This is a genomic window from Nitrosomonas sp., from assembly GCF_022842015.1.
In the GTDB taxonomy this organism is placed as follows: domain Bacteria; phylum Pseudomonadota; class Gammaproteobacteria; order Burkholderiales; family Nitrosomonadaceae; genus Nitrosomonas.
This window is the reverse complement of sequence record NZ_JALHQJ010000006.1, coordinates 1-15,880: the sequence shown is the minus strand read 5'-3', so window position 1 is coordinate 15,880 and position 15,880 is coordinate 1. Positions and strand designations below refer to the sequence as shown.

Below are 15,880 nucleotides of genomic sequence, written 5' to 3'. Positions count from 1 at the left end.
CACCGTTATCCTGGAAATAGCATTATTGTTTTTTATTGGATACTTGTATGCATTTTACAAGAAGTTAATGGTTTTCCCAATCGCGCTAATGATCAGAGCCATCGAAATAGCACCTGGATCGGGTGTGCCGAGACTTTGCTCCGCATGAGGACGCGCGCGGCCAATTTTAGGTAGAAGATTCTTGGTGGATTGAGCTGCTCCATTTGCAATATCGGCTGCAACGGCCCAAGAATCGGCAATCGAAAGCCCTTGTGATGCCGCTGCAGCAAGCGCTGATGAGAATGGAAATAGAACATCAACAAGCGTCTTGTCGCCTAACTGTGCTTTCCCAAGATTGGTTACATCGCGAAGTGCCGAAGCAATGCCGACAGCAACTGTTGATGCTTGGGGTGTGGCCTCATCACCCAGAGCATTGCCTAGATTGCGGAGGATAACACCCCATAGGACGCCAGATGTGCCGCCAGCTCGATCCGACCAAGCGTCGCCAGCAACTGTAAGAAGTGTTCCAGCACCTGCTTTGGCATCAAGCGCTTCTTTTGCCGCTACAACCGCTGCGGTGATTCCACGCTGCATACCTAAGCCGTGATCGCCATCTCCAGCAATAGCATCCAATCTTCCAAGTTCCTCGCTCTTTTTGGTAATCACTTTGCAAGCGGCCTTAAGCGCCACAAAAACTATTGCTGCAGCGGATTGTGAGTCCATAGAGCCAATTTCTAATGGAGATTTTTCTTTGATTTGACTGGCTGAGGGCGTGTCTATATTGGAACGAACGATATTACCCTTATGGAATGTGGGCGTGTCTGCTGCCGCAATCCAGGTTTTCTCAAGCTCATCGTTCATCCAGAATAACGTAAGTGAGATGCCTGCCATGTCAAAGCTTGTGATTAATTCATCCACTATGGGATCAATGATGGTCAATCCGCGCTCGAATAGCAAGCGATCAACCCGGCGATAGACCACAAATAATTCTTCGTATTTCACAGAACCAAGGCCGTTAAGTATCACGCCGATACGTGCGCTATCACCATTGACGATGGTTGAAGGAGTTTCAGTGAGCAGCTTGTCGACCAACATTTCTGCCAGACCATCGGCAGTTGGCGCATCGATACGATAGAGACCGGGTTCACCATGAATCCCCATACCAACTTCCATCTTTCCATTTGCAACTTCGAACAGTGGCTTATTGGCACCAGGCAGAGTGCAACCAGAAAATGCCACGCCGAGTGTTCGTACGCGATCATTGGCATCAGTTGCGATGCGAAAAACATCATCAAGCGATTTCCCAGAATCTGCGGCAACAGCAGCAGCCTTGAAAACCGGGAAAGTGCCGGCAATACCGCGGCGTTTATGTTTTTCAGTCAAAGGTGCAGAAGCAATGTCATCGGTTACGATGACTGTCCGGACGTCAATACCTATCGCGCAAAGCTGTTCCTGCGCTTGATTGAAATTAAGTACATCTCCAGCATAATTGCCGTAGCAAAATAAAATGCCGCCACCTGCATCCACAGCCTGTGCCACATTGCAAATCTGTTGTGCCGATGGCGCTGCAAAGACGTTCCCCATGGCTGCGCCGTGTGCCAATCCCGAGCCAACAAACCCACCAAACGCCGGATAATGTCCAGAACCGCCGCCAATAACAAGTACGACTTGACCTGGTTGAGCCTTATGCTTCCGAATCACGCCACCATCAACCAGGTGTATTAGATTGCGGTGTGCCGCAACATATCCATTAATCAGCTCGTCTGCAAAATTTTCTGGATTATTGAACAGATAAGTCATAGTTTGGTAGTAATCTACTGCTGATTCTAGATTTATCTCGGCAAGTATGCATGGTGTTTAATTATTTCCACTATATCCCATTGTCTGCTTCTCTATTCCAAACACAGATTCGCAGCATGATTTATACAGATACAGAATCCGCCTAATCGTCTTGCTTTAACAACGAAAAAATTGCTGCCGACGACCTCACTCATCTTTCGCATATAAAGTACTCAGATAAGTTTTGATACTTGTCAATTGCGCATCAAATGCTGTAAGGAATACAGCTAGTGTTTCTGCATCGCTGTTTTTACCTGCTTGCTCCATTTGTGCGCATAATTCACCTAGTGCAAGTGCACCGACAGAACGTGCCGACGATTTGAGTTTGTGCGCCAATGAACCGACTGTTGTTAATTGGCCAGCTTGATAAGCGGCATGGAGCTCCGACGCAATTTTTTCCGCGCTGACGCGAAATTCCAGCAACATTTCCTTAATCATTACTGGATCATCTCCAACCAGTTCTTCGAGAACATGGATATTGAGCGGTGTTTCGGCTAACTCGGATTTAGCTTTGCTGTTGGATAAATCAGGTCGAGAGGCAGATTTGATAGCTTCAATTGATTGCTGATTGGGTAGATATTTTTCAAGTATCGAACGCAGATCGTCAAGCTGAACCGGTTTGCTCAGATAATCATCCATTCCAGCTTGCAGGCAACGTTCCTTTTCACCTTTTAGCGCATTCGCTGTCAAGGCAACAATAGGAATATGTTTCTGATTAGTCTCTACTGCTCTAATATCTTTTGTCAGCTCGAATCCATCCATTTCAGGCATATGTAAATCAGTCAATAACAAATTATAATCGCCACTTTGCCAACGTTTCAATGCTTCTCTACCATCGCTGGCAATGTCTGCCGCATATCCCAGCAGATTGAGTTGCTGGCGAATTACTTTCTGGTTAATATCGTTATCTTCTGCTACCAGAATTAACATGCGCTGCTTTAAGGCTTCTTCACGTGAAATGGGCTTAGGCGCTGATGTGATGATGTTCAGAGGAGGCGCTTCTTCTGTTTCTGCTTCTATTCTTCCGGCAGCGATCTCCATCGCGCGAAATAACGATTGACGGTACATGACATCGCCATCCAACGTAATAATGTCGATATCTTCGATACGCGCTTGCCGCCGGCGACCTCGCTTAATCACAATAAATCGAGGCTCTATATAAGGTTGCGGTTGGTACAAGCCTGTATCAGCGTCTTTTTTTATAACCTCAGAGCGGGCGTTAAACGCAGCGCGTAATGTTTCAATTGAAGGCACTTGCTCTCCGGCATCTATAACAACAAGCCATAAACCAGGAGCAAGCTTTTGAATAACATGATCAATGTTTGTGAGATTGGATACCTGCTCGACCATGGCGCCTGCACTTTTTAAATAAACAGCCAGATCACTACTTAATCCATCATTTTCACCTAATATCAAGCAGTTCATGCCTTCGAGATCATCAATCTTGTGATCGGCATATGAAATCTTGGTTAAAGGCTTAAAAGGCATTTGTATAATAAAAGTGGAGCCATGCTGAGGTTCGCTTTGTACCGTAATTTCTGCATCCATCAATTCTGCCAGATGATGCGATATTGCCAAACCGAGTCCGGTTCCACCAAATCGCCGTGTGGTAGAAGGATCACCTTGAGAGAAGGATTTGAACAATTTCTCCTGAGTCTCTTTATTCATACCGATACCATTATCGGTGATCTGGAAAGTTACCACTACTTGATCGGGATTAGATTCAGTCAATAATACTCGCACCGATACTTTGCCTTGCTTTTCCTGCTTACTGGAAAATTTAATTGCGTTATTGATAATATTTACCAATACTTGGCGGAGTCGCAAGGGATCACCTAGCATATTTTCTGGAATTTCTGGATCAATAAACAAGGTTAGTTCTACTTTCTTGCTGAGAGCGACGTGTGCCAACATACCGCAAGCGTTTTCTACAATGCTTGCTAATGACATTGGGATCTTTTCTATTTCCAGCTTACCGGCCTCAATTTTAGAAAAATCAAGAATATCTTCAATGATGGAAAGCAGCGAATAAGCAGAATCGCGTATCAAGTTAGCCATTTCCATTTGATAACCAGTCAAACTGGTTTGCCTAAGTACGTCAATCATGCCAATTACACCATTCATCGGTGTGCGGATTTCATGGCTCATAGCGGCTAAGAAAGCCGATTTAGCTTTATTAGCTTGCTCTGCCTCAGTCCGTGCTTGCCGTAAGTCATTCATAATGCGCACATGCTCACGGATATCCCGCAGCACACCGGTAAAGTGTCGCTCTTCGCCCACAAAATATTCACTGACCGCCAAATATAATTCAATTCGTTCGCCATTCTTTCGAATGCCTTCTACTTCACGTCCGCGCCCAATGCCATGCGATCCAGACAAATAAGGGCGACCGACATATTCTTGGCCATGCCCAGTGCGGCAATAATTTTCCATATAACTGATATGTCGGCTACGATCAGGCTCAGGCACGATGATCGATACATTTTGCCCAATCATTTCATCATGGCTATAACCGAATAGCTTTTCCATTACTGGATTGACGGAAAGAATTGTGCCTATCTCATCGGTGGTTACCACGCAATCAACCATGTGTTCAACAATAGAACGCATTTCTTCTTCTTTAATCGCTAAAGCAGAATTTGCCCGTTGCAAATCGTCTGTGCGTGCGGCAACTCTATTTTCAAGCTCGAGGTTACTAGCGTTTAGCCGTTCCACCATAAGATTAAATGTTTGCGCAAGTTGCCTCATTTCATCCCAGCCTTCAATCGCGGCACGCTGATGTAAGTTACCTGCCGAAATTTCCAGTGCACTCTGGTTCAAGTGCTTCAAAGGATCGACAACACGGCGATTAAATAAAAAGGCCCCGAATAAAGCGGCAAGAAAGGTTAGGATAACAATCACTACACCAATAAAATGTACATGATAAACAGAAGCGAATGCCTCATCAGCGTCAATATTTACCACCATACCCCACTTCAAGCGCGGCAAATAACGCCATGCCGCCACAACTTCCTTGCCACGGTAATTAACAGTTAATGCGCCACCAGAATCGCCATCTAGGGCATATTGGATTGCTGTGGACAATGGTGGATTATCAAGAGGTATTTTTCGTTTTAATGCAGCATCAGGATCATATTTCATTGGAGCCATTACTAAAGCGGTTTGATCATCTTCAAGTCGTGCAACGACTGTTTCTCCGCTATTTCTAAGACCCACGTTATTTGAAATTACTGAAAACACAAGTTGACTATAGATTTGTAACGCTAGCACTCCTTTAATTTTACCCTCAATAATAATAGGTGTCGCAACGAACGCGGCTATAGCGCCTTTGGATGGTTCGTAATATTCAAAGTCTGAAATACTACTTTCTAAGTTGTCCAGCGCATGTCGGGCGACTTTACCTAAACCGGTGTTACGATAGGGGCCAGTCTGAAGATTAGTTGCAAAGTCAGATTCATGTGCCTGAGAATAAACGATTGTCCCTTGAGTTGAAATCAAAAATAGATCGTAATATTTGGCATTGTCCAAAAAGCGTTTGTAGCTTTCACGATATATCTTATCCAGCTGGTGATATTCATCGGAGTCGACTCCATGTTGTTCAAAAGTTGTGGAGAATTTAACAATTGCCTCATGGGTTGTACTTGTGCCACTTGCCAAATAAGCATCAAGCAAACGTTCTTGAAGGTAATAGTCGATTTGCTCGGCCTTCTTGTCAGCGATAGCAGAGACATTCTGAATAGCTGATTTCTTTATCTCGGCTTCAAATGTATGCAGTAAGCTGTTGCCAATGAACAATATTGGTAGTAAAGAAACCAATGTAAACCAGACAGCAAAACGCTGTGTAAGTGAAGTGAATTTCATCAGTTTCTCCTAGTGATCATTGCCAGTCGAGTTACCCAACTGATTTTTCAACCAAACAAGCAGAGAAGTCAATTCAATAATCAAGTCTGCAAGACTCAAATTAAATTTTCACTTCCCTCGACATCATCATTATATTTGTCGCCCCTCTCTGTTGTGATTGACATCTATTCATTCTGTTCTAATGTTATTGGAGATTGTGTCGTAATTCTATTGCTTTAAATTTCTGTAACACATATAGAACATTTTGTATCATTAATTTAAACCTAATTGTTAAAAATAGCGACACTTAGGTAAGAATGGATCAAAAAGGCAACTTTTCTTATAGAAAAATTGTTGTTAAAAATAATTTTATGAGAATATGCTATGGGAAAGGAAAGGCGATTCTGTCAAATATCTGCGATATTCAGGTAATGATAATGCGAACTCTGAGAATTGGAAGTTGATGAAATATCTGTTTAGTGAAAGTACCGTTACGTACATGTGTCAGTGTCGTCATATGTCCAGCGTGATTGGCTTGTTACGATCCATTCGGTTCGGGTCTTTTTTTTCAGGATGTGTGATGTTGGTTTTTTTTAACTCATCTACTCATGCACAGCAGACCTTTGGCAAAGTGATACAGCCTTTCGGAAGCTATTCTTATACCGCTGATGACAATATATTGCGCATTAGGGACAAGCAGCCGACCGACAACCTCCCTGATGGAACTATTCGTAATGCAATTGTTCAGAGAGATCTTTTTGATATGTCACATCGATTTACTGGCGGTGTTATTTTTCAGAAGGAAATCAGTCGGCAGCGGTTAAGCGCTAACTTTAACTATAGTCGCGTCCAGTTCGACAGATTTAGTATAATGGACAACAATCTGAAAAACTTCAGCGGCAACTGGAACTGGTTATTAGGCAATCAGTTGGAAGGTAATATGGGTGCCAGTTATACACAATCGCTGGCGCCTTTCTTGTTTCAGCCGGGTATTAAATCTATTCGCACCGAGTTGATAGAATATATTAACGGGGCTTGGCGATTTCATCCAAGGTGGCGATTGAATGGTGAATTTACGCGCTATGATCTTGGTATTAAAGCTCCCCCTGATGTTCCGCGTTTAAGATTCCTTGAACGTACTGAAAATCAGTTTGAAGGGGGAGTTGACTATGTTTCTTCGCGCGGAACAGTTGGTAGAAATACGATCGGCGTGCTTTTTCGCTACATAGATGGTAATTTTCCTTTTGAGCCTTCATCAGCATTTGTCAATAATGATTACAATCAAAAAGAGGTTATGGCCAGAATTAACTGGGATGTAACCAGTAAAACCAGTTTCCAAGTGCGTGGAGGGTGGGTAGATCGCCAAAATGCCAGCTTTGCACAGCGCGACTTTAGCGGATTCAATGCGCGTGGCATCTTTCAATGGCGCCCTACAGATAAAACGGGATTGACTGTTAGTGGCTGGCGCGAAACCTCGGCTAGGCAAAATCTGACCGCAAGCTTCAGTCTAAATACTGGCGTAAGCTTAATTCCCTTCTGGAATATCACAGAAAAAGTACGCATGGAGGGAGATTTCTCATATGAAACACGCAATTTTGGTAACCGTATAAACCCATTCCTTACTGATCCTGATTTATCCAATGCTATAGGTGTGCACAATAGAATCCGCAATGCTACTGTCAGATTCGTATATAACCCTTATCTTGGTCTCGAGCTTAGTGCCTCAGCTTATCATGCTGATTTAAAATCAGATGCTTTTTTTGGTGGCTTTAACGCCAATGGCGCCAATGTCAATCTGCAATATACTTACGGACAGCGATGACAGTTAATGATTTGCCCATAGTAGCCTTTTTCAAGCATCTGCTTGATCCATTCATTATATGGAGCATGCTGATACTGACAACCTGGTTCTATCAAGAAGATTTCACCAGTTACTATTTGATACTAGTCATTATTACTTTTTTTATTTCTTCTTACATTTTTGAGCGTATCCTCGTTTACCGCAACTGGCGCAAGGGCCGCTTGCTTGCTTATATGCGAGATACCGTGATGGGTTGGCTAATTATTGTCACTATCCTGATATTTCTGGGTTATGCCACTAAATTTCATAACCAATTTTCTGGGGAAGTGTTGCTGACTTGGTTTATTGTCACGCCTTTGATGCTGATAGCAAGTCATTTTACTGTGCATCGCATCGTCGCCAATCTGTATCACAAAGGCAAGTTGCGTTCGGCGATAGTTATTGGTATCAACGAGAACAGTTTACACTTCATCAAACATATTGCGGAGCATCCTTTTTTTCTAATCAATTTTCAAGGTTTTTTCGATGAACGTGGTAGCACACGAATCCCGGATAACTTTCAATCTCATGCAATGGATTCGGTTACCCAACCAGTCAACTTTGGCTCGCGTTTGGGAGGATTGGAGGGTGTCGTGCCTTATGTTCAAAAGCATAGCATTGATATGGTTTTTATCAGCTTGCCAATGTCATCACAGCCACGAATTCAGAAATTGATGGATGAATTGCCGGATACAACAACTTCTATATATTTTCTTCCGGATATTTATATCTTTGATTTGATGCAGGCGCGGTTTGAATATATTGGTGATATTCCCGTAGTCGCCATGAATGAATCACCCTTTACCGGTATCGATGGTGTAGTTAAATCTATCAGCGATTTTGTGCTTGCGTTTCTCATCCTTATTTTGCTGTTTCCTTTGATGGCATGTATTGCATTAGCAGTTAAATTTACTTCACCAGGCCCAATTATCTTTAAACAGCGACGTTACGGTCTTAACGGTGAAGAAATCACTGTTTATAAATTCCGCTCCATGACGGTTATTGAAGACGGCGTAAATATTCAACAGGCACAAGAAAACGATCAACGTTTCACAAAAATTGGTGGATTCCTGCGTCGCACATCATTGGATGAGTTGCCTCAGTTTTTTAATGTGTTGCAAGGACGCATGAGCATCGTAGGCCCGCGACCTCATGCAGTTGCACATAATGAGCTCTATCGCAAATTAATCAAAGGCTATATGCTACGACATAAAGCCAAACCCGGTATTACCGGGTGGGCTCAGGTTAATGGGTGGCGTGGCGAGACCGAAGTGTTGGAAAAAATGCAAGCGCGTATTGAACACGATTTATATTACCTCAAGCACTGGTCCATCTGGCTCGACCTTTGGATCATTCTTAAGACCGTCTTGATCGTCTTGCGTAAAGATAATGCATATTGATTACGTGGATTTGGGTGCGCAAGCGATAGCCAATAGGTAATCAAGATGAACGCCGGGGTAGTTTGACAGTTTCTTAGTTTCTTAATCTATCAAGCAAAAGAAAAGGTTTATTCGCGTATCACTACTAAAATATGAGTTTCTAGTAGTTTTGATGATGGCGTTACTGTTTGGAATTCTGCTAAAATATACTATTCTATAAAAGTGTTAAGCAAGGAAGTTGTCATGACTTATGTTGTAACTGAAAATTGTATTAAATGTAAGTATACGGATTGTGTGGATGTGTGTCCGGTAGATTGTTTTCGTGAAGGCCCTAATTTTTTAGTGATAGATCCGGATGAGTGTATTGATTGTACATTATGTGTTGCAGAATGTCCGGTGGAGGCTATTTACGCTGAGGATGATGTACCCGATGACCAGGCGGACTTTATTCCGCTGAATGCCGAATTATCTAAAACATGGCGTCCGATTATTGAGAAAAAAGATGCATTGCCTGATGCAGATGACTGGGCTAGTGTTAAAGGCAAGTTGGATCAACTGCAACGCTAAGTTGAAATGGCGGTAATTCAGATACCGCATGCTTGATTCTTCACAATTCCCACAGATTCCCTTTGATGAAATTTCTAAGCGCATAAATGCTAGCAGTTTGGTGGTTACACCTAACCGGAGGCTTGCATTGGCGCTTAATGAAAAATTTAATCAAGAACAAATCAACCAGAAAAAAGCTGCGTGGTATCCGGCAGATATCCTGCCATTTTCATCGCTAATTGAGCGAATTCATCTCGAATCATTATATGCTAAAGCAGCAGCTATATTACCTTCGCTATTGTCGGTGTATCAGGAGCAAATGCTTTGGGAATCAATTATTCTATCCTCAAAAGATGGAAAAGTATTATTGAGAGTTTCACAAACAGCACGTTCAGTCAGTGAAGCATGGCATCTCGCACACGCTTGGCGATTGATCCATGGTTTAGGCGATTTTGTACCAAACGAAGATGTTAAAGTGTTTCTAGGTTGGGCAAAAACTTATCAAGATATAACGGCATTTAACCGGCAAACAGATCAAGCGCGTATTTGTGATCTGATTACAGAACAATATGAATTTCTTGGTATAGATAAACCATCTTTAATGGTTTGTTATGGCTTCGATGTTATTACACCACAGCAAATCACCTTCTTAAAGAAAATGAGCGATTGCGGTTGTGAAGTGGTGATGGCTAATCCAGCTACACAATACCAGCAATCGCTGGCGAACATTCAGCGGTTTGAATATGTGAATAGTCAAGAGGAAATTCGTCAAGCGGCAATATGGGCGCGGTCCAGAATTGAAACAGCAAGTTATGGTGTGCGTGTGGGTATCGTGGTGCCGGCGCTGCCCAACTATCGCAATGAGCTGATTCGTGTTTTTAATGAGGTGATGGAACCAGATATCCGATTTGCGCTACCGGGAGCAAAAAATAGTATTGTCCCGTTTAATGTTTCGTTGGGTTTGGCACTAACAACTTACCCATTGATTGATGCAGCTTTTGTAAGCTTGGCATTACTGGATCAAAAAATGGAATTTAATCGTATTAGTCATTGGTTGTGTTCGCCGTTTCTTGCAGGAAGCGAAACTGAAATGGATCAACGCGCGCTTCTAGATGCACAAATACGCCGTTATACTGAACCTGAGATCTCTTTAGAGCGATTACTCGCACTCGTATTGCAAGCAGGTGGGCAAAAAAAATGCCCAATTTTGCTGCAGTGTTTGTCAGTGTTAAGGATATTTCGTCAAACTAAGCTTCCGGAATCGACCAGTCATACTGTATACGCCAGAATTATGTCCGAGGTATTGCAAATTTTGGGTTTCCCTGGAGAGCGTACTTTGGATTCCAATGAGTATCAGACACTTAAAAAGTGGCAGACACTTGTCGCAAATTTTGCAGCGTTCGATCAAGTCAATGCAAATACCAGTTACCATGGAGCCATCAATCGGCTGAGTCAAATGGCTGACAATACGTTGTTTCAGCCTGAAACACCTAATGTGCCTGTGCAAATTATCGGTGTATTCGAAGCGATCGGAATGGAGTTTGATCACCTATGGATCATGGGGTTATCTGATGAGCAATGGCCTTTGCGATCCCGTCCGAATCCTTTTTTGCCGTTAGAGATGCAACGCAAAGCAAAATTGCCCTTGGGATCAACACTGGAGTCATCTGCCTACTGCCAACGACTGACGCAGAAGTGGTTTTCTAGTGCCAGAGATATTGTTTTAAGTCATCCTCAATATAGTGATGATCGTGATGGGCATGAATTAAAGCCCAGCCCATTGATTCAATCGATACCACTCAGTAGACCGCCGGTATTTCCCGATATGGAACAGCATCATGACCGGATTATTCAATCGTGCAAAATGGAATACATAGTAGATTGTGAATCGCCACCACTGGATAAAGAAATCGTCAAGCAAGGCATAAAGGGAGGCACATCGGTAATCAAGGATTATGCTGCATGCCCATTTCGTGCTTGGGCTAAGCATCGATTGTCTATCACAAGTTTGGATGTGCCGCATACAGGCCTAAATGCAGTAGAAAGAGGCTCGTTGGTGCATCAGGTATTAGCCCAGTTATGGCAACAATTGAAAACCAAGGAGGCGCTTGATGGCATCGATGATCACAATCTTGGCCGTATGTTGAAAGATATTATAAACAGCGCCATTTCAGAAATACAGCAATTTAGATCTACAGTACTTTCGGGGCGTTTTGCACAAATTGAACAACGACGTTTATTTCGTTTGGCGCTTGAATGGCTGATGGAAGAGAAAAAGCGTGGTTATTTTAAGGTAATTGCTGTTGAACAAAAGCGAACCATCCAAGTAGGCGATTTGATCTTGAGCGCACGCTTAGATCGAGTCGATGAGTTGGAGGGTGGGCAACGTATTGTTATTGATTACAAAACAAGTAAAAATTCTATTCAATCGATGATAGGAGAGCGTCTAGATGAGCCGCAACTACCTTTATATCTGGTAATGACTGAAATTGGACAACAAGCTGCAGGTGCCGCATTTGCTGTTATAAAGCGAGGTGAAATGGGGTTTGCTGCGATTTTGCGGGAGTCGGATCTATTGCCAGGCATAAAAGCTTTTTCGCAATTAGATAGATGCAAGCGGTTTGATACGTGGGAGGATTTGATTGAAGCCTGGCGACAGCATTTGACAAATCTTGCAACAGGTTTTTGCAATGGCGATGCCAAAGTAAATCCCAAAAATTTTCCTGTAACGTGTAAGTATTGTGACATGCAGTTATTTTGTCGAATTCGTGAGCGGATTGATGATGGTATTACCGAGCTGAGCAAGGAAAGTGACTGATTTTAAGTTGACTCCTGATGCAGAGCAACGCTATCAAGCACTTGACCCAGCTCAGTCATTCATCGTTCAGGCACCGGCCGGGTCGGGCAAAACGGCGCTACTTATCCAGCGCTATCTCAAATTACTTGCTTGTGTCGATATGCCTGAAGAGGTTGTGGCTATTACCTTTACGCGCAAAGCTGCAGCAGAAATGCGTACTCGGGTTCTAGCCGAGTTTGAAATTGCATGCAATCCAACTAAAGAAGTTCGAACTTCTTATGAAAAACTGAATCAGGAGTTGGCAGCGGCTGTTTTATTGCGTGATCAGCAGGCTGGTTGGCATCTTTCTGAGCACCCCGAGCGATTGCAGATACAGACAATTGATTCATTGTGCGCTTCCTTGACACGACAGATGCCTTTGCTGTCAGAATTCGGGGCGCAGCCTGAGACGATTGAGGACGCTACCAATTTTTATTTGAAAGCGGTACGAGCTACCCTAGAATCGATGCAGCAAGACCATGCAATTGCTGATGATGTGGAGCAGTTGCTTGAGCATTTGGATAACGACGTGGGGCGTCTCGAATCTTTACTTACCGAGATGCTGGCACGTCGTGATCACTGGCTACGCCATATACATGGTAGAACCCGACAAGAGCTAGAAAAATCTTTACAAAAATTGCGCTATCGTGCATTGCAATATGTTTCATTGCAATTTCCAAACTTATTAGAAAACGAGCTACTGGATTTGTTGCATTATGCTGCTGCAAATCTGATTTCTGATGACAGAGAATCACCCATAATATTTTTTAATCAAATGGATAACATTACTCCGGCTGATATTGAATATTGGCATGGAGTTGCAGAATTGCTACTTACTCGAGAAGGTTCTTGGAGAAAAAAAATCTCTGTTAACGAAGGTTTTCCGTCTGGCGACAGCAAGATTGAGAAAAGTGTAGCAAGAGTTTGGAAAAACCGTTGGAGTACTTTGATCACTACGCTTGGCTCAGAGGAAATTTTCCGACAAGCGCTGCAAGATATACGCCTACTGCCACCAGTAAACTATACGGATCAACAATGGAGGATTCTTGGTGCAATAACAAGATTATTACCGTATGCCGTCGCACAACTTAAGATTATTTTTCAAGCCAGTGGTTTTGTGGATTTCTCGGAGGTTACGCAGCGCGCATTGCTTGCATTGGGGGATTCCGAATTCCCTACGGACCTGGCGTTGGCATTGGATTATCGTATTCAACATTTGCTAATCGATGAATTCCAGGATACTTCGATCAGTCAGTTTAAGCTAATTGAAAAACTTATTGCCGGCTGGGAAGTAGGAGATGGACGTAGCCTATTCGTTGTGGGAGATCCGATGCAATCCATCTATCGTTTTCGGGAAGCGGAAGTAGGGCTTTTTTTACAAGCTAGAAATTCTGGGATTGGTCAACTGATTCTGCAACCGATCACCCTCAGTGCTAATTTCCGTTCGCAACAAGGCATTATTGATTGGGTTAATGAAACCTTTGCGCAAATTATGCCTGATTGTGAAGAGATTCAATCCGGCGCAGTGGTTTTTACACCTTCAGCTGCGGTACACCCTAAACTTACTGAGGCTGCAGTACGGGTATATCCTCTGTTTGATAGAAATCAGGTTGCTGAGGCCAGACAGATTGTAGAAATTATTAAGCAAACTCGCCTTGATTATCCGTCAGGAACCATCGCAATTTTGGTGCGTAACCGCAGTCATCTGCAAGCGATTGTTCCGAAGTTAAAAGAATCTGACTTGCGGTTCCGTGCCATTGATATTGAGTTGCTGCATTACAAGCCAGTAGTTCAAGATTTGCTTATACTTACCCGTGCCTTGATAAATTTGATGGATCAGATAGCTTGGTCTGCGTTATTACGTGCGCCGTGGTGTGGGCTTTTGCTTAAAGACATTGATGCTTTATTTAAAGCCGGCAACGAACAGAAAGGAAAAAATTGTGATACAACTGCCAAAGAAACAATCATATGGAAGTTAATTTATGACAAAAATTGTTGGCGGTACATTTCAGCTGATGCAAAGATGCGATTAGAAAGACTACGCGAAACTCTAATACCTTGTATATTTCATCGGCAACGTCAGTCGCTACGTATGACGGTTGAAGCAGTCTGGCAAGTTTTGGGCGGACCAGGGTGTATTAATCCCGTTGGAAAAAATAAGAGTGAAATTGCAACAATCTGGGGCGATGCCATGATCTTTCTGAATTATCTAGAGAGACAGGAAGAAGTCGGTACGATTCGGGATCTGGCAAGCTTTGAGAAAGGATTAAATACTCTCTATGCATCACACGATCTAATAGTAGATGATTCCTTGCAGATTATGACGATTCATAAAGCTAAAGGGCTTGAGTTTGATACAGTCATTATACCTGGGCTTGGTCGGGAACAGCGCAGAAGTGATAAGCAATTGTTGAGATGGATGGAGCAACCACTTGATTGTATTGGAGTCGGACACAAGTTAGTTAATCCAGAGTTATTACTCGCGCCCATCCAGGAAACAGGATTAAGTTCTGATCCGATTTATAGGTGGATGGAGAAAATTGAGTGTGATAAAGAGCAGCATGAAGCGGATCGTTTGCTATATGTGGCTGCGACACGTGCCAGGAAATTTTTGCATTTGTTAGGTGATGTGTGCTTAGTCGAGAATGAAGAAAGGGAATATATACCTAAAAAGCCAGCGGCGAGTTCATTGTTAAATAAGCTATGGCCTACTGTGCAATCAATTTATTATGAAGCAGCTGAAAAAAATTCGATAAATGATAACCTTAAGCTTGAAAACAAAGATTTTGAAGTAATTGTCGGTGATATAAACAATCAAGGCATATATAGGCTGAAGGAAGGATGGACGCTACCAGATGCTCCAAAATCGATGGTTTGGAAGGAAGTATACGAAGCTAAAAAAATTCTGGAAGCGATTGAATTTTCATGGGCGGGAGAAATGGCTCGTCACGTTGGTAATGTAGTGCATCGTTGGTTAAGGAAAATTGCTGAAGATGAGTTGCGTGGCTGGGATGCTGTTCGCATACAGATGATGCGCAGTTGTTTTAAACAAAATTTGCTTGCTGATGGTATGAGCGGAGACGATAAGGAAGTGGAAAACGCGATCGATCGCGTGATTCTAGCATTAATCAATGCAATCAGTGATGAACGAGGACAGTGGATTTTGAGGGATCAGCAGGATGCAAAAAATGAATTGAAGATTGTTGGAATTGTTGATAATAAGCTCATGAGTTGCGTGATTGACAGAACGTTCAATGATTCTACGGGAATTAGGTGGATAATTGATTACAAAACTAGTAGTCATGAGGGATCAGATATTCAAAATTTTCTAAATTGTGAACAGATTCGTTATCAGGAACAATTGAATTGTTATGCAAAAATGATGCGACAAATTGATTCGCGACCAATTAAATTAGGAATTTATCTTCCGCTTATTAAAGGTTGGCGTGAGTGGGAGTAATTGTGTGGAGTTCAGAAATATTTCCAAGAAATTTGGAGAAGCATTGATTACCCCTTTAGCTATTGTGAGTAAAGGGGAAAAGGGTGAAAAGGGGAGGAGAGGCCATGGGTTTTGGAAGGTAATTTTATGACAAATGACTTGACTTTGAACCCCAAGGTCGA

At 42.8% G+C, this 15,880-nt stretch carries 7 protein-coding genes; 5 read left to right on the top strand and 2 right to left on the bottom strand.

Annotated features, from left to right (window positions below; translation table 11 throughout):
• Positions 1 to 54: 54 nt before the first annotated feature.
• Both Q0C11_RS01905 and Q0C11_RS01900 read right to left on the bottom strand, forming a co-directional pair.
• Positions 55 to 1,779 carry a dihydroxyacetone kinase family protein gene (locus tag Q0C11_RS01905; protein WP_293005250.1) on the bottom strand — a complete coding sequence of 575 codons (1,725 nt, stop codon included), beginning with the start codon at positions 1,777 to 1,779 and terminating at the stop codon, positions 55 to 57.
• Between the two features lie 186 nt (positions 1,780 to 1,965).
• Positions 1,966 to 5,679, bottom strand: a complete 3,714-nt coding sequence (locus Q0C11_RS01900) for an ATP-binding protein (protein WP_293005249.1) — start codon at positions 5,677 to 5,679, stop codon at positions 1,966 to 1,968.
• A gap of 559 nt (positions 5,680 to 6,238) precedes the next feature.
• On the opposite strand from Q0C11_RS01900, the gene epsL reads away from it, so the two are divergent.
• From epsL to Q0C11_RS01875, 5 genes are all read left to right on the top strand, one after another.
• On the top strand, positions 6,239 to 7,480 hold the full coding sequence (epsL, locus tag Q0C11_RS01895; protein ID WP_293005247.1) for an XrtB/PEP-CTERM-associated polysaccharide biosynthesis outer membrane protein EpsL: 1,242 nt from the start codon (positions 6,239 to 6,241) through the stop codon (positions 7,478 to 7,480).
• Positions 7,477 to 8,898, top strand: a complete 1,422-nt coding sequence (locus Q0C11_RS01890; RefSeq protein WP_293005245.1) for an undecaprenyl-phosphate glucose phosphotransferase — start codon at positions 7,477 to 7,479, stop codon at positions 8,896 to 8,898. The genes epsL and Q0C11_RS01890 overlap by 4 nt, the downstream gene beginning before the upstream one ends.
• Before the next feature lie 222 nt (positions 8,899 to 9,120).
• Positions 9,121 to 9,444, top strand: a complete 324-nt coding sequence (gene fdxA, locus Q0C11_RS01885) for a ferredoxin FdxA (protein WP_293005243.1) — start codon at positions 9,121 to 9,123, stop codon at positions 9,442 to 9,444.
• A 28-nt stretch (positions 9,445 to 9,472) separates the two neighbouring features.
• The gene (locus Q0C11_RS01880) at positions 9,473 to 12,241 is read left to right on the top strand and encodes a PD-(D/E)XK nuclease family protein (RefSeq protein WP_293005241.1); all 2,769 of its coding nucleotides are present in this window, start codon (positions 9,473 to 9,475) and stop codon (positions 12,239 to 12,241) included.
• A complete protein-coding gene (locus tag Q0C11_RS01875) occupies positions 12,234 to 15,719 on the top strand; it encodes a UvrD-helicase domain-containing protein (RefSeq protein ID WP_293005239.1) in 3,486 nt (1,161 codons plus the stop codon). The genes Q0C11_RS01880 and Q0C11_RS01875 overlap by 8 nt, the downstream gene beginning before the upstream one ends.
• The last annotated feature ends 161 nt before the right edge of the window (positions 15,720 to 15,880 follow it).

What these genes read in the sequence shown, in the direction of transcription:
- fdxA (WP_293005243.1), top strand. Translation starts at nt 9,121, where the DNA reads ATGACTTATGTTGTAACTGAAAATTGTATTAAATGTAAGTATACGGAT.
- Q0C11_RS01880 (WP_293005241.1), top strand. Translation starts at nt 9,473, where the DNA reads ATGCTTGATTCTTCACAATTCCCACAGATTCCCTTTGATGAAATTTCT.
- Q0C11_RS01890 (WP_293005245.1), top strand. Translation starts at nt 7,477, where the DNA reads ATGACAGTTAATGATTTGCCCATAGTAGCCTTTTTCAAGCATCTGCTT.
- epsL (WP_293005247.1), top strand. Translation starts at nt 6,239, where the DNA reads ATGTTGGTTTTTTTTAACTCATCTACTCATGCACAGCAGACCTTTGGC.
- Q0C11_RS01905 (WP_293005250.1), bottom strand. Translation starts at nt 1,779, where the DNA reads ATGACTTATCTGTTCAATAATCCAGAAAATTTTGCAGACGAGCTGATT.
- Q0C11_RS01900 (WP_293005249.1), bottom strand. Translation starts at nt 5,679, where the DNA reads ATGAAATTCACTTCACTTACACAGCGTTTTGCTGTCTGGTTTACATTG.